14 protein-coding genes are annotated in these 14,440 nt (G+C 63.5%); 1 reads left to right on the forward strand and 13 read right to left on the reverse strand.

Features of this window, described 5'->3' with window-relative positions; translation table 11 throughout:
* Positions 1–50: 50 nt before the first annotated feature.
* The 13 genes from hemN to ccoN (H3H45_RS10755) form a co-directional block, all read right to left on the reverse strand.
* Entirely contained in the window at positions 51–1,433 is a 1,383-nt protein-coding gene (hemN, locus tag H3H45_RS10695) for an oxygen-independent coproporphyrinogen III oxidase (protein ID WP_182833704.1), read from the reverse strand.
* A gap of 131 nt (positions 1,434–1,564) precedes the next feature.
* A complete protein-coding gene (locus tag H3H45_RS10700; protein ID WP_182833705.1) occupies positions 1,565–2,248 on the reverse strand; it encodes a sulfite exporter TauE/SafE family protein in 684 nt (227 codons plus the stop codon).
* Positions 2,241–2,447: a cbb3-type cytochrome oxidase assembly protein CcoS gene (gene ccoS / locus H3H45_RS10705; protein WP_173206094.1), complete on the reverse strand. Its 207-nt coding sequence runs from the start codon at positions 2,445–2,447 to the stop codon at positions 2,241–2,243. The genes H3H45_RS10700 and ccoS overlap by 8 nt, the downstream gene beginning before the upstream one ends.
* 96 nt (positions 2,448–2,543) lie before the next feature.
* Positions 2,544–4,946, reverse strand: a complete 2,403-nt coding sequence (locus tag H3H45_RS10710; protein ID WP_182833706.1) for a heavy metal translocating P-type ATPase — start codon at positions 4,944–4,946, stop codon at positions 2,544–2,546.
* Between the two features lie 13 nt (positions 4,947–4,959).
* A complete protein-coding gene (locus H3H45_RS10715; RefSeq protein WP_182833707.1) occupies positions 4,960–5,460 on the reverse strand; it encodes a FixH family protein in 501 nt (166 codons plus the stop codon).
* Positions 5,461–5,474: 14 nt separating this feature from the next.
* Positions 5,475–6,890 (reverse strand): cytochrome c oxidase accessory protein CcoG, encoded by a 1,416-nt coding sequence (gene ccoG / locus H3H45_RS10720; protein ID WP_182833708.1) that lies wholly within the window; start codon positions 6,888–6,890, stop codon positions 5,475–5,477.
* Between the two features lie 134 nt (positions 6,891–7,024).
* Positions 7,025–8,002 (reverse strand): cytochrome-c oxidase, cbb3-type subunit III, encoded by a 978-nt coding sequence (gene ccoP / locus H3H45_RS10725; RefSeq protein WP_182833709.1) that lies wholly within the window; start codon positions 8,000–8,002, stop codon positions 7,025–7,027.
* Complete coding sequence (locus H3H45_RS10730) at positions 7,999–8,184, reverse strand: cbb3-type cytochrome oxidase subunit 3 (RefSeq protein WP_182833710.1); 186 nt, start codon at positions 8,182–8,184, stop codon at positions 7,999–8,001. Before H3H45_RS10730 ends, ccoP (H3H45_RS10725) begins: the two co-directional genes overlap by 4 nt.
* Before the next feature lie 6 nt (positions 8,185–8,190).
* Positions 8,191–8,802, reverse strand: coding sequence for a cytochrome-c oxidase, cbb3-type subunit II (gene ccoO / locus H3H45_RS10735; RefSeq protein ID WP_173206104.1), 612 nt, complete (start codon positions 8,800–8,802; stop codon positions 8,191–8,193).
* Positions 8,802–10,244 carry a cytochrome-c oxidase, cbb3-type subunit I gene (ccoN, locus tag H3H45_RS10740; protein WP_182833711.1) on the reverse strand — a complete coding sequence of 481 codons (1,443 nt, stop codon included), beginning with the start codon at positions 10,242–10,244 and terminating at the stop codon, positions 8,802–8,804. The genes ccoO (H3H45_RS10735) and ccoN (H3H45_RS10740) overlap by 1 nt, the downstream gene beginning before the upstream one ends.
* Before the next feature lie 388 nt (positions 10,245–10,632).
* Positions 10,633–11,574, reverse strand: a complete 942-nt coding sequence (ccoP, locus tag H3H45_RS10745) for a cytochrome-c oxidase, cbb3-type subunit III (protein WP_182833712.1) — start codon at positions 11,572–11,574, stop codon at positions 10,633–10,635.
* 47 nt (positions 11,575–11,621) lie between these two features.
* On the reverse strand, positions 11,622–12,236 hold the full coding sequence (gene ccoO / locus H3H45_RS10750; protein WP_182833713.1) for a cytochrome-c oxidase, cbb3-type subunit II: 615 nt from the start codon (positions 12,234–12,236) through the stop codon (positions 11,622–11,624).
* A complete protein-coding gene (ccoN, locus tag H3H45_RS10755; RefSeq protein WP_173206116.1) occupies positions 12,236–13,672 on the reverse strand; it encodes a cytochrome-c oxidase, cbb3-type subunit I in 1,437 nt (478 codons plus the stop codon). The genes ccoO (H3H45_RS10750) and ccoN (H3H45_RS10755) overlap by 1 nt, the downstream gene beginning before the upstream one ends.
* 42 nt (positions 13,673–13,714) lie before the next feature.
* Here ccoN (H3H45_RS10755) and H3H45_RS10760 point away from each other — a divergent pair, with 42 nt between their 5' ends.
* Positions 13,715–14,401 (forward strand): alpha/beta family hydrolase, encoded by a 687-nt coding sequence (locus tag H3H45_RS10760; RefSeq protein ID WP_407926691.1) that lies wholly within the window; start codon positions 13,715–13,717, stop codon positions 14,399–14,401.
* Positions 14,402–14,440: the final 39 nt, after the last annotated feature.

Consider the following 14,440-nt stretch of genomic DNA (forward strand, 5'->3'; position numbering starts at 1 on the left):
AATCCGGGACGGGCACGCCCCGGATTGCATCCGCGCTACGCCGGTAATCTTCAGATAACCCGTGAGAAGCGCTGCAGGTTCTGTTGTTCCAGGTAGTGGTCGAACAACATGCACACCGAGCGCACCAGCAGGCGGCCTGCCGGGCGCACGTCGATACCCCTGTCCGTGATGTCGATCAGACCGTCCAATGCCTGTTGCTGCAGCTGCGGCCAGAGCGGGGCAAAGTAGCCGCGGAAATCGATGTTGAACTGCGTTTCTATGGTGGCGAAGTCCAGCTGGAATTCACAGATCAGTTGCTGGATCACGGCGCGGCGGATGCGGTCGTCGTCGTTGCACTGCAGGCCGCGCAGCGTAGCGAGCTGGCCATTGTCGATGCTCTGCTGGTAGTTGCCCAGATCGCTGCTGTTCTGGCAATACAGATCGCCGATCTGGCTGATGGCCGACACGCCAAGCCCGATCAGATCGCAGTGGCCATGGGTGGTGTAGCCCTGGAAGTTGCGCTGCAGGGTGCCGTCTTCCTGGGCGGTTGCCAGTTCGTCGTCGGGTAGGGCGAAGTGATCCATGCCGATATAGCGGTAACCAGCAGCGGTGAGTTGCTCGATGCTGCCTTGCAGCATGGCCAGCTTGTCAGCGGGGCTGGGCAGGTCGTCGCTGTTGATACGGCGTTGCGGCAGGAAGCGTTCCGGCAGGTGGGCGTAATTGAACACCGACAGGCGATCCGGCTGTAGGGCAATGACTTCGGCCACGGTGCGGGCGAAGCTTTCCGGAGTCTGCTTGGGCAGGCCATAGATCAGATCGATATTCACCGAACGGAATTGCAGGGTACGCGCCGCTTCGACAATGGCGCGGGTTTCTTCCAGGCTCTGCAGGCGATTGATCGCCCGCTGTACCGCCGGGTCGAGGTCCTGCACGCCCAGGCTGACGCGGTTGAAGCCCAGCTCACGAAGCAGACCCATGGTCGACCAGTCGGCTTCGCGCGGATCGATCTCGATGCCGTAGTCGCCAGTGTCGTCATCCAGCAGGTTGAAGTGCTGGCGTAGATGGCCCATCAGCCGGCGCAGTTCGTCGTGGCTGAGGAAGGTCGGCGTACCACCGCCGAAATGCAGCTGCTCGACGGGCTGACGCGGGTCCAGATGGCAGGAGAGGATGTTGATTTCCTTCTCCAGGCGCTCCAGGTAAGGCAGTGCGCGGCCGCGATCCTTGGTGATCACCTTGTTGCAGGCGCAGTAGTAGCAGATGTTCGCGCAGAACGGCACATGCACATACAGCGACAACGGGCGCAGGGCTTTACGGCTGTCGCGCAGCGCATGCAGCAAGTCGAACGAGCCGACCTCGTTGTGGAACTGTACGGCGGTGGGATAGGAGGTGTAACGCGGGCCGGGCAGGTCATAACGCCGGATCAGGTCAGCGTCCCAGCGAATGGCGTCGAGCATACGATTGTCCCCGGATAGGCAAGCAGTGGTTGCGAGTCTAGGGAGGTGCGCGGCGGGTGATCTTGACCTGTATCAAGCTGGTGGAGCGCGCCAGGCTGCGTTGCGTCGTCGGCGAGCAGAGCGTGTGCCGGCTAATGCCCCATCAGCCAGTGCTGATGCGGGCCGGGCAGGGTCCACAGGCCGAACAGGATCACCAGCAGGCCACCGGCCATGCGCACGCCGCGCTGGCGCAGCAGGGCGGTCAAACGTTCTGCCGCCAGGCCGGTGGCCAGCAGCACCGGCCAGGTGCCGAGGCCGAAAGCCAGCATCAGCAGGCCGCTATCCAGTGCCGAACCCTGGCTGGCCGCCCACAGCAGGCTGCTGTAGACCAGACCGCAGGGCAGCCAGCCCCAGATGGCGCCGAGCAGCAGGGCGCGCGGCAGGCTGCTGACCGGCATCAGGCGCGTGGCGATGGGTTGCAGGTGGCGCCAGAGATGGCGGCCCAGGCCTTCGAGGCGGGTCAGGCCGCTCCACCAGCCGGCCAGGTACAGGCCCATGGCGATCAGCAGCAGCGCGGCGATCACCCGCAACACCATGGCTGCCGGGCTGCTGGCCACGGCCCAGCCGGCCAGGCCGATCAATACCCCGGCCGTGGTGTAGCTGAGAATGCGCCCGAGGTTGTAGGCCAGCAGCAGGCGAAAGCGCCGGGCCCGTTGTTCGGGGGGGATGGCCAGGGTCAGCGCGCCCATCAGGCCGCCACACATGCCCAGGCAGTGCCCGCCGCCGAGCAGACCGAGGATCAGCGCGGAAACCAGCAGTGGGGCCAGTTCAAGCACGGGGCTGGTCCTGCTGTTCGGGTTGGTCGGCTTCGGCGATGCCGGCCTTGTGCTGCGGGTCTTCGTCGTCGAACAGAATGCTGTGGGCCGGGCCGTCGAGGTCGTCGTACTGGCCGTTGTCCACCGCCCAGACGAACAGCCAGATGGCGAAGCCGACCAGGGCCACGGCAATCGGGATCAGGATGTAGATGGCGGACATAAAGTCTCCGGGGCGGGCTTGTGTAGGAGCGAGCTCTGCTCGCGAAATTGCCCTCTGTTGGATCGTTCGCGAGCAGAGCTCGTTCCTACAGCAGGATCAGGTGCGGGCCAGCCTTAAGGCGTTGAGCACTACCAGCAGCGAGCTGACCGACATGCCGACCGCGGCCCACAGCGGAGTGACCAGGCCCAGGGCGGCGAAGGGCAGCACCAGGCCATTGTACAGCGTTGCCCAGGTCAGGTTCTCGAGGATGATGCGCCGCGTACGGCGGGCCATGGCGAAGGCCTGCACCAGGCTACCCAGGTGGTTGGACAGCAGTACGGCATCGGCGCTGGTCTTGGCCAGGTCGGTGGCGCTGCCCATGGCCACGCTGATGTCGGCGCCGGCCAGCACCGGCACGTCGTTGACCCCGTCACCGAGCATCAGCACGCGGTGGCCGGCCTGTTGCAGTTGCTTCAGCACGGCCAGTTTGGCATCCGGAGTGAGGCCGCCGCGGGCGTCGTCGATACCCAGCTGGCGTGCCACTTCGCCAACCATCGGCGAACTGTCGCCGGACAACAGGATGATCTGCCAGCCCTGCGCGCGGCAGGCTTCCAGCAGCTGCGGGGCGTCTTCGCGCAGGCGGTCGCCGAGGACGAACCAGGCCAGCGGACCGCGCTCGTCACCGAGCAGCAGCCATTGGCCGTGCTCGCCAGGAATTGCCGGCGCACTGCGCCCAGCGAGGGCGGCGACATAGGCCGGCTGGCCGATACGCAGCAGGCGCCCATCGACCACGCCTTGCAGGCCCTGGCCGGGTTCGCTGGCGAGCTGTTCGGCACCTTGCGTGCAGTGACCGAAGGCGCGGGCGATGGGGTGTTCGGAGCCATGTTCGAGGGCCGCTGCCAGGGCCAGGCAGGCGTCGCCATCCAGCTCGCGCAGGGTCTCGATGCGCTCCAGGGTCAGGCGTCCTTCGCTGAGCGTGCCGGTCTTGTCGACGATCAGCGTGTCGATCTGCTTGAGGCCTTCCAGCACATGGCCGCGGGTCAGCAGCAGGCCGAGCTTGTGCAGGCTGCCGGTGGCGGTGGTCAGCGCGGTCGGCGTGGCCAGCGAGAGGGCACAGGGGCAGGTGGCGACCAGCAGGGCGAGGACGATCCAGAAGGCGCGCTCGCTGTCGATCTGCCACCAGACCAGGCCGACGATGGCGGCCACGCCGAGGACGATCAGCAGGAACCACTGCGCGACCCGGTCGGCCAGCTCGGCGATGCGCGGCTTGTCGGCCTGGGCGCGCTCCAGCAGACGGACGATGGCAGACAGCCGGGTGTCGGCACCGAGAGCGCTGATCTGCAGGGTCAGCGGCCCCTCGACGTTGAGGGTGCCGGCGGTCACCGCATCGCCGATGCCGCGTGGCAGCGGCAGGTATTCGCCGGTGAGCAGCGATTCGTCGACGCTGGATTGGCCGGCAACGATGTGTCCGTCGGCTGGTAGCAGTGCGCCCGGTGGCACCAGCACGCGGTCGCCGACCTGTAGTTCGCGCAGCAGCACGCGCTCGCTACGCTCCTCGGCATCCAGGCGCAGGCAGGACGGTGGCAGCAGGCTGACCAGTTGCGCAGTGGCCGCCGCCGTGCGCTCGCGGGCGCGCCGCTCGAGGTAGCGACCGGCAAGGAGGAACAGGGCAAACATGCCGACCGCGTCGAAATACAGCTCACCGATGCCGGTGACGGTGGACCAGATACCGGCGACATAGGCGCCGCCGATGGCTAGCGACACCGACACGTCCATGGTCAGGTGGCGGGTGCGCAGGTCGCGCAGGGCGCCGCGGAAGAACTGGCCGCAGCAGTAGAAGACGATGGGCGTGGTGAGGAACAGGCTGGTCCAGCGCAGGATCTTGTCCAGCTCGGGCGACAGGTCGACATTGAACTCCGGCCAGGTGGCCATTGCCGCCATCATTACCTGCATCCACAGCAGGCCGGCGACGCCGATCTGCCGTAGCGACTTGCGGTTCTCGGCCGCCAGGCGGGTGCTGGCTGCATCGTCCTGCCAGGGGTGGCCGGCATAACCGATGCTGCGCAGCTCCTTGAGCAACTGGCTGAGGGGCAGCAGGCTGTCGGCCCAGCGCAGGGTCAGGCGATGGTTGGACAGGTTGAGACGGGCTTCGGCAACACCGGGCAGGGTGCGCAGGTGTTTCTCGATCAGCCACCCGCAGGCGGCGCAGCTGATGCCTTCGATCAGCAGGCTGGTTTCGCTGAGTTCGCCCTGGTGCTGGACGAAGTCCTGCTGCACCTCCTCGCGGTCGTAAAGCTCCAGCTCATCCGGCAGGGCCTTGGGCAGGGCCTGCGGGTTAATTGCGTTGTCGCTGCGGTGGCGGTAGTAGTTTTCCAGGCCGCCGGCGACGATGGCTTCGGCCACGGCCTGGCAGCCTGGGCAGCACAAGGCCCGCGGCGCACCCAGCACGCGGGCCTCGAAACGGCTGCCGGCAGGTACCGGCAGGCCGCAGTGATAGCAGGGAAGGGGACTGCTGCTCATGGACGCGGGCGGATCACTCGCCGAGCTGAACCGACTGGCCGCTGGCCAGTTGTTCTTCCTCGAACAGGCGCCAGTCCTGGCCGCCTTCCTGACCGATGACTTCGACGAAACGACGGCCTTCGACCGCATCCAGCAGGTTGCCGGCATAGCTGCCGTCCGCCTGGGCTTGCAGGACTACCCGGCGATCACGCTCGGGCTGGGTCGGCGAGATCAGGTTGAGCACCAGTTGCGGCGGCTTACTGTAGCCCTGCAACTGCAGGCTGGCGGTGCCTCGCTCATTGTCCAGCTGCAGACTGGCCTTGAGCTTGAGGCGCACGGCGAGGTTTTCGCGCTCCAGCGAGGTGTTGATGCCTTTGCCGACATCGTAATAGTTGTCGGAGATCAACCCCGGCGGATTGCGCGTGGCGATCACCAGCATGGAGGTGCCCAGCACCACGGACATGCCGAGAATGCCGAGAATGAACCAGACCCAGAATTCTTTGTACCAGGGCCGGGCGAAGGTGTCGGGTTGCATGCAATTTCCTATGGTTAGCGAACGCTGGGGCCGATAAAGCGGCTGTCGGTGTCGCTGTGGATACTCGGGTCTTCAACGGCCTGGACCTTGAAGAGGATTTCGTTGGCGCTGGAGGGCAGTTTTTCCGGCGGGATGGACAACTCCACCGGCACGGAGAGTACCTCACCTTCGGCGACCTTGAGTTCGCTCTTGCCGCCGTAGACCAAACCATCCAGTCCTTCGACGCTGACCAGGAAGGTCAGATCGCGCTGGGCCTTGTTCATCAGTTTTAGGGTGTAGACGTTCTCGATGAAGCCTTGCTCGTTCTCGCGGAAAAGTACGCGGTCCTTGAGCACGTCGAGCTCCACCAGCGAACGATGGCCGACCGCCCAGGCGAACAGGCCCATCATGGCGACCAGGGCAATCGCATAGCCGATCAGCCGTGGGCGCAGCAGGTGGGTCTTCTGTCCGGAGAGGTTGTGCTCGGTGGTGTAGCTGATCAGGCCTTTCGGGTAGTTCATCTTCTCCATGATGCTGTCGCAAGCGTCGATGCAGGCGGCGCAGCCGATGCACTCGATCTGTAAGCCATCGCGGATGTCGATACCGGTCGGGCAGACCTGGACGCACATGGTGCAGTCGATGCAGTCGCCAAGGCCTTCGGCCTTGTAGTCGGCGGTCTTCTTGCGCGGGCCACGGCTTTCACCACGGCGCGGATCGTAGGAGACGATCAGGGTGTCCTTGTCGAACATCACGCTCTGGAAGCGCGCGTAGGGGCACATGTAGATGCACACCTGCTCGCGCAGCCAGCCGGCATTGCCGTAGGTGGCGAGGGTGAAGAAAGCGACCCAGAAGTAGGCCCAGCCATCGGCCTCGCCACTGAGCAGGTTGGGGATCAAATCGCGGATCGGTGAGAAGTAGCCGACGAAGGTCAGGCCGGTGACCAGGCCGATGAGAATCCACAGGCTGTGCTTGGCTGCCTTGCGTGCGAATTTCTCGCCGCTCATGGGCTGCTTGTCCAGCTTCATGCGCTGGTTGCGGTCGCCCTCGGTGACTTTCTCACACCACATGAACACCCAGGTCCACACGCTTTGCGGGCAGGTATAGCCGCACCAGACGCGACCGGCGAACACGGTGATGAAGAACAGGCCGAAGGCACAGATGATCAGCAGCCAGGACAGCAGGGCAAAGTCCTGCGGCCAGAAGGTGGCGCCGAAGATGTAGAACTTGCGCTCGGGCAGGTCCCACCAGACTGCTTGCCGGTCATTCCAGCTGAGCCAGGCGGTACCGAAATAGAGCAGGAACAGAAAGGCTCCGCCGCTGACCCGCAGGTTGCGGAACAGGCCGGTAAAGGCGCGGGTATAGATTTTTTCCTGGCTGGCGTAGAGGTCGACGCCGGCGTTGCCTGTGGCGGCAGGAGGGGTGATGTTTCGAACGGGAATCTGGTCGCTCATCAGGGTCGTACCACGGCTTGGGTGAGTGCTCCTGTCGATACTTGCCGAAGGAGTCAGAATTTCACGGCTCTATGGTACGCCTGATCGAGCTGTGCCCGGGTGCGACCAGCGGTCGCGTCCCGGGCGGGTGTTGCTTACTTCTCGACTTGCTCGGCTTTCTCGCCGTGCGACAGGCTGTACACGTAGGCGGTCAGCAGGTGCACTTTGTCTTCGCTGCCCACATAGGGTAGCTGAGCCGGCATGTTGCCGTTGCGGCCATAGCGGATGGTCTGCTGCAGTTGCGCGTAGCTGCTGCCGTAGATGAAGGCGCTGGGGTTGGTCAGGTTCGGTGCGCCCATCATCTTGTTGCCGGTGCCTTCCTTGGTGTGGCAGGCGAAGCAGGTGGTCTCGAACACTTTCTTACCGGCAGCGATGTCGGCAGTCACGCCTTCCGGCAGTTTGCGGCCGCCCAGTTCGGTGAGTACGTAGGCGGCAACATTACGTACGCCGTCTTCGCCGATCTGCGGAGCCTGCGGCGGCATGGCGCCACTGCGGCCAGCAATGATGGTCTGCTTGATCTCGGCCGGCGAGCCGCCCCAGCGCCATTCGTTGTCGGTCAGGTTGGGGAAGCCGTAGGCACCCTTGGCGTCGGAGCCGTGGCAGACCGAGCAGTTGGAGGCGAACAGACGGTTACCCATTTTCAGGGCTTTTTCGTCCTTGGCCACTTCCTCGATTGGCATCTTGGCGTAGGCGGCATAGAGCGGGGCGTATTGCTTGTCGGCCCGCACCATCTCTTTTTCCCACTGGTGCACGCCAGTCCAGCCGGATTCACCATTGGCGAACGGCTTGCCGTCACCAGCTTCGTTGTAGCCTGGCAGCAGACCTTTCCAGTTACCCAGGCCCGGGTAGAGCACCAGGTAGCCGAGGGCGAAGACGATGGTGCCGACGAACAGCATGAACCACCACTTTGGCAGCGGGTTGTCGTACTCGGCGATGCCATCGAACTCGTGACCGAGGGTTTCCTCGGTGGCGTCCTGGCGCTGGCCCTTGCGCACGCTGAAGATCAGCACGGCCATGGCGATGATGGTGCCCAGGCTCAGCACCGTGATGTAGAGACTCCAGAAGGTAGTCATTCTTTATTGCTCCCAGAAGCTTTTTCGTCACGCTCTTTGGCGGGTGCGTCGTCGGCGAAGGGCAGGTTGGCGGCCTCGTCGAAGCTGTCTTTGCGTCTGCTGCTGTAGGCCCAGAGCACCACGCCAATGAAAGCGATGAAAACCACGGCGGTGCCGATACCGCGAAGCGTCCCGATATCCATCATGCGTTACCGTTTATTCTTGATTGAGGTGCCCAGACCTTGCAGGTATGCGACCAGCGCATCCATCTCGGTCTTGCCTTTCACAGCTTCTGCCGCGCCGGCGATATCTTCGTCGGTGTAGGGCACGCCCAGAGTACGCATGGCTTCCAGCTTGGTGGCGGTGTTCTTGCCATCCAGCTTGTTCTCGACCAGCCACGGGTAAGCCGGCATCTTCGACTCCGGCACTACGTTGCGCGGGTTGTACAGGTGCGCACGCTGCCATTCATCGGAGTAGCGGCCGCCAACGCGGGCCAGGTCCGGACCGGTACGCTTGGAGCCCCACAGGAACGGGTGATCCCAGACGCTTTCGCCGGCGACGGAGTAGTGGCCGTAGCGTTCGGTCTCGGCACGGAACGGACGAATCATCTGCGAGTGGCAGCCAACGCAGCCTTCGCGGATGTAAATGTCACGACCTTCGACTTCCAGCGCGGTACGCGGCTTCATGCCTTCGACCGGGGTGTTGGTGACGTCCTGGAAGAACAGCGGAACGATTTGGGTCAGGCCGCCGATGCTGACGGCGATGACCATGAAGAACGCCAGCAGGCCAATGTTCTTCTCGACTATTTCGTGGCTTTTCATCAGTGAGCAACCTCGGCAGGAATGCGGGCGGCAGCTTCGTATTCAGTCGGTTTGGCTGCGCGCACGGTGCGGAAGGTGTTGTAGGCCATCAGCAGCATGCCGGTGGCGAAGAACGCACCGCCGATCATGCGCACCAGGTAACCCTCGTGGCTGGCAACCAGCGCTTCGACGAAGGAGTAGGTGAGGGTGCCGTCTTCGTTGACTGCACGCCACATCAGACCCTGGGTGATGCCGTTGACCCACATGGAGGCGATGTACAGCACGGTGCCGATGGTGGCCAGCCAGAAGTGCGCGTTGATCAGGGCAATGCTGTGCATCTGCTCACGACCGAAGACCTTGGGGATCAGGTGGTACAGCGCGCCAATGGAGATCATCGCGACCCAGCCGAGGGCGCCAGCGTGCACGTGGCCGATGGTCCAGTCGGTGTAGTGGGACAGGGCGTTGACGGTCTTGATGGCCATCATCGGACCTTCGAAGGTCGACATGCCGTAGAACGCCAGGGACACCACCAGGAAGCGCAGGATGGGGTCGCTGCGCAGCTTATGCCAGGCACCCGAGAGGCTCATCATGCCGTTGATCATGCCGCCCCAGCTCGGAGCCAGGAGGATTAGCGACATGGCCATGCCGAGGGACTGCGCCCAGTCCGGCAGCGCGGTGTAGTGCAGGTGGTGCGGGCCGGCCCAGATGTACAGGGTGATCAGCGCCCAGAAGTGCACGATCGACAGGCGATAGGAGTAGATCGGACGCTCGGCCTGCTTGGGTACGAAGTAGTACATCATCCCCAGGAAACCGGTGGTGAGGAAGAAGCCCACCGCGTTGTGACCATACCACCACTGCACCATGGCATCGGTAGCACCAGCGTACAGCGAGTACGACTTGGTCAGGCTGACCGGAATTTCCATGCTGTTGACGATGTGCAGCATGGCGGTAACCAGGATAAAGGCGCCGAAGAACCAGTTACCTACATAGATGTGCTTGGCTTTGCGCTTGATGATGGTGCCGAAGAACACCACGGCATAGGTGACCCAGACGATCCCCAGGAGGATGTCGATCGGCCACTCCAGCTCGGCGTATTCCTTGGAACTGGTGTAACCCAGCGGCAAGGTGATTACGGCCAGCACGATCACAGCCTGCCAACCCCAGAAGGTAAAGGCAGCCAGACCATCAGAAATCAGGCGGGCCTGGCAGGTACGCTGCACCACGTAGTAGGACGTGGCGAACAGGGCGCAGCCGCCGAAGGCGAAGATTACTGCGTTGGTGTGCAGCGGGCGCAGGCGGCCGAAGCTGGTCCACGGCAGGTTCAGGTTGAGTTCCGGCCACACGAGTTGTGCGGCGATGAACACGCCTAGACCCATGCCGATGACGCCCCAGATCACCGTCATAACGGCGAACTGGCGGACCACCTTGTAGTTATAAGCAGTCTGACTGATTGCTGTGCTCATGCTAGGGGTTCCACGGTTAATGGAGGTTTCTTAGGGGGGTAAAAATCGGCGGCAAGTATGGAGAAACGGGGTGCCCATTGCAACGCTACATGCCTGTACGATCAAGGTTTTAGCGGCTTTTACCCTGGTTTCGAACGGTAAAAATAGCCATCCAGTTGCGAACATTTCGCAGCTGGGGCGTGTTGCGCTGAAGAAGGGGTCGCGTTGGAGTTGTTACAACGTGCGATTGTCAGCAGCTTAGCCCATGTCAAGGGGGCTGAGGTGCAACTTGTCGGCGGGGTGCGACACTGGGTCGCAGAGCGGCAGGCCGCCTGCAGTCAGGGTTGCAGGCAGGGGGCGAGTGTATTGCTAGGTGAAGGAGGGCGTCGGGCGACGCCCTCCTTTTCGATTATTGCTCGACTGCAGCGCTGCGTTCGTCGTGTGACAGGCTGTACACGTAGGCGGCCAGCAGATGCACTTTGTCTTCGCTGCCGACAAAGGGCAATTGCGCGGGCATGTTGCCGTTACGGCCATAGCGGATGGTCTGCTGCAGCTGCGCGTAGCTGCTGCCATAGATGAAGGCGCTGGGGTTGGTCAGATCCGGCGCGCCCATGCTCGGGGTGCCTTTGCCTTCCGCGCCGTGGCAGGCGAAGCAGGTGCTGGAGAAGACCTTGCGCCCGGCTTCGATATCCGCGCTGACACCTTCCGGCAGCTTGCGCCCGGCCAGTTCGACGAGTACGAACGCGGCAGCGTTACGCACGCCATCGTCGCCGATCATCGGTGCTTGCGCAGGCATCATGCCGTGACGGCCGGCGCTGATGGTCTGCTTGATTTCGGCCGGTGAGCCGCCCCAGCGCCAGTGCCGGTCGGTCAGGTTGGGGAAGCCATAGGCACCCTTGGCGTCGGAGCCGTGGCAGACCGAGCAGTTGGAGGCGAACAGGCGACCGCCCATCTTCACCGCATACTCATCCTTGGCCACGTCTTCGACCGGCATGGCCGCGTACTTGGCATAGATCGGCCCGTACTGCTGGTTGGCCTTGTCGATTTCGCGCTGCCACTGGGCGACCTGGGTCCAGCCGTCCTCATAGCCTGGCAGCACGCCTTTCCAGTTGCCCAGGCCGGGGTAGAGCGCCAGGTAGCCGACGGCGAAGACGATGGTGCCGAGGAACAGCATGAACCACCACTTGGGCAGCGGGTTGTCGTACTCCTCGATGCCGTCGAAGGCGTGGCCCATGGTCTGGTCGGTAGGGCCCGGGCGCTCGCCACGACGGGTGGCGAAGATCAGCCAGAGCAAGGCGACCAGGCTGCCAAGGGTGAGCAGGGTGATATAGCCACTCCAGAAAGAGGTCATGGCTGTGTACTCCGTGACAGGAACAGGTTGGGGTGAATGACCATGGCTTACCTCTTGTTCTTCAGGCTGGTGCCGAGGACCTGCAGGTAGGCGACCAGCGCCTCCATCTCGGTCTTGCCCTGCACGGCCTCGGCCGCACCGGCAATCTCGGCATCGCTGTAGGGCACGCCCAGGGTGCGCATGGCTTCGAGCTTGGCGGCGCTGCCCTTGCCGTCCAGCTTGTTCTCCACTAGCCAGGGATAGGCCGGCATCTTCGACTCCGGTACCACGTTGCGCGGGTTGTACAGGTGCGCGCGGTGCCAATCATCGGAGTAGCGCCCGCCGACGCGCGCCAGGTCTGGGCCGGTACGCTTGGAGCCCCACAGGAACGGGTGATCCCAGACGCTTTCACCGGCGACCGAGTAGTGGCCGTAGCGCTCGGTTTCGGCACGGAACGGCCGGATCATCTGCGAATGGCAACCAACGCAGCCTTCCTTGATGTAGATGTCGCGGCCTTCCAGTTGTAGTGCGGTGTAGGGCTTCATGCCCTGCACCGGCTCGTTGACCACGTCCTGGAAGAACAGCGGAACGATCTGGGTCAGGCCGCCGATGCTGACGGCCAGAACCATAGCCAAGGCCAGCAGGCCGACGTTTTTTTCGAGTATTTCGTGTTTGCTGCTCATCAGTGGGCCCCCTCGCCAATCAGTGCGCCAGCGTCATATTCGGCCGCTTGCACGGCGCGCACGGTGCGCCAGGTGTTCCAGGCCATCAGCAACATGCCGGCGAAGAAGATCGCGCCACCCAGTACCCGCACCACGAAGCCGATATGGCTGGCTTCCAAGGCTTCGACGAAGGAATAGGTGAGGGTGCCGTCCTCGTTGACCGCACGCCACATCAGGCCCTGGGTGATGCCGTTGACCCACATGGAGGCGATGTACAGCACGGTGCCGATGGTGGCCAGCCAGAAGTGCGCGTTGATCAGGGCGATGCTGTGCATCTGCTCACGACCGAAGACCTTGGGGATCAGGTGGTACAGCGCGCCGATGGAGATCATCGCCACCCAGCCGAGGGCGCCAGCGTGCACGTGGCCGATGGTCCAGTCGGTGTAGTGGGACAGGGCGTTGACGGTCTTGATGGCCATCATCGGGCCTTCGAAGGTCGACATGCCGTAGAACGCCAGGGACACCACCAGAAAGCGCAGGATGGGGTCGCTGCGCAGCTTATGCCAGGCGCCCGAGAGGGTCATCATGCCGTTGATCATGCCGCCCCAGCTCGGTGCCAGCAGCACCAGGGACATGACCATGCCCAGCGACTGTGCCCAGTCTGGCAGCGCGGTGTAGTGCAGGTGGTGCGGGCCGGCCCAGATGTACAGGGTGATCAGCGCCCAGAAGTGCACGATCGACAGGCGATAGGAGTACACCGGGCGCTCGGCCTGCTTGGGTACGAAGTAGTACATCATCCCCAGGAAACCAGCGGTGAGGAAGAAGCCCACGGCATTGTGGCCGTACCACCACTGGACCATGGCGTCGGTGGCGCCGGCGTAGAGCGAGTAGGACTTGGTCAGGCTGACCGGCAGTTCCAGGTTGTTGACGATGTGCAGGATTGCCACGGTGAGGATGAAACCACCGAAGAACCAGTTGCCCACATAGATGTGCTTGGTCTTGCGCTTGAGCAGGGTGCCGAAGAACACCAGGGCGTAGGCGACCCAGACAATGGTGATCAGGATGTCGATCGGCCATTCCAGTTCGGCGTATTCCTTGGAACTGGTCCAGCCCAGCGGCAAGCTGATCGCGGCGAGCACGATCACCAGTTGCCAACCCCAGAAGGTGAAGGCGGCCAGACTGTCGGATATCAGCCGGGTCTGGCAGGTGCGTTGCAGCGAGTAATAGCTGGTGGCAAACAGCGCGCAGCCACCGAATGCGAAGATCACCGCATTGGTGTGCAGCGGGCGCAAGCGGCCAAAGCTGGTCCACGGCAGGTTGAAGTTGAGTTCGGGCCAGGCCAGTTGCGCGGCGATGAACACGCCGAGCCCCATCCCGACTATGCCCCAAACCACCGTCATAATGGCGAACTGGCGGACCACCTTATAGTTGTAGGCGGTGCTGCTGGTTGTGTTCATGTGTTGGGCTTCCATCCACGGTTTATTAAAAGCAGGCTAAGCATGGGTAATGGCACGGTGACAGTTATTGACGGGGATCAATGCCGCGCGCACGGGTGGCTATGGAATGGGGCTGACGGAATGTCGCAGGCAGGCCAGATACCGCAGACCACGCTGATACTTGCCCATGGCGCTGGCGCACCGATGGATAGCGGCTTCATGCAGGGCATGGCTGAGCTGCTGGCGGCGCGGGGTGTCAGCGTATTGCGCTTCGAGTTCCCCTATATGGCCGCGCGGCGTGTCGATGGCGGCAAACGGCCGCCCAACCCGCAGGCACAGCTGCTGGAGTGTTGGCGCCAGGTGTATGCGGCCGTGCGCGCGCAGGTGACCGGGCCACTGGCGATTGGTGGCAAATCCATGGGGGGGCGCATGGCCAGTTTGCTGGCTGATGAGCTACAGGCCGATGCGCTGGTCTGTCTCGGTTATCCCTTCCATGCCGTGGGCAAACAGGACAAGCCGCGGGTGGCGCACCTGGCCGACTTGCGCACACCCACCCTGATCGTCCAAGGCGAGCGCGATGCCATGGGCAATCGCCAGACGGTGGCCGGCTATACGCTGGCGCCAAGTATCCAGTTGCACTGGCTGGCTGCTGGCGATCATGACCTGAAGCCGCTGAAGGCTTCCGGTTTCAGCCATGAGCAGCATCTGCAGGCGGCGGCCGATGCGGTGGTCGGGTTCCTGCAGCGGTAAACCTGTGCGCAACAAAAAGGCCGGCATATGCCGGCCTTT

This window comes from Aquipseudomonas guryensis (assembly GCF_014164785.1).
In the GTDB taxonomy this organism is placed as follows: Bacteria; Pseudomonadota; Gammaproteobacteria; order Pseudomonadales; family Pseudomonadaceae; genus Aquipseudomonas; species Aquipseudomonas guryensis.

Coding starts and splice junctions, on each gene's coding strand:
- ccoO (WP_173206104.1), bottom strand. CDS start 8,802: ATGAAAAGCCACGAAATAGTCGAGAAGAACATTGGCCTGCTGGCGTTC.
- ccoN (WP_173206116.1), bottom strand. CDS start 13,672: ATGAACACAACCAGCAGCACCGCCTACAACTATAAGGTGGTCCGCCAG.
- H3H45_RS10710 (WP_182833706.1), bottom strand. CDS start 4,946: ATGAGCAGCAGTCCCCTTCCCTGCTATCACTGCGGCCTGCCGGTACCT.
- ccoG (WP_182833708.1), bottom strand. CDS start 6,890: ATGAGCGACCAGATTCCCGTTCGAAACATCACCCCTCCTGCCGCCACA.
- H3H45_RS10760 (WP_407926691.1), top strand. CDS start 13,715: ATGGGTAATGGCACGGTGACAGTTATTGACGGGGATCAATGCCGCGCG.
- ccoP (WP_182833712.1), bottom strand. CDS start 11,574: ATGACCTCTTTCTGGAGTGGCTATATCACCCTGCTCACCCTTGGCAGC.
- hemN (WP_182833704.1), bottom strand. CDS start 1,433: ATGCTCGACGCCATTCGCTGGGACGCTGACCTGATCCGGCGTTATGAC.
- ccoS (WP_173206094.1), bottom strand. CDS start 2,447: ATGTCCGCCATCTACATCCTGATCCCGATTGCCGTGGCCCTGGTCGGC.
- H3H45_RS10730 (WP_182833710.1), bottom strand. CDS start 8,184: ATGGATATCGGGACGCTTCGCGGTATCGGCACCGCCGTGGTTTTCATC.
- ccoN (WP_182833711.1), bottom strand. CDS start 10,244: ATGAGCACAGCAATCAGTCAGACTGCTTATAACTACAAGGTGGTCCGC.
- ccoP (WP_182833709.1), bottom strand. CDS start 8,002: ATGACTACCTTCTGGAGTCTCTACATCACGGTGCTGAGCCTGGGCACC.
- ccoO (WP_182833713.1), bottom strand. CDS start 12,236: ATGAGCAGCAAACACGAAATACTCGAAAAAAACGTCGGCCTGCTGGCC.
- H3H45_RS10715 (WP_182833707.1), bottom strand. CDS start 5,460: ATGCAACCCGACACCTTCGCCCGGCCCTGGTACAAAGAATTCTGGGTC.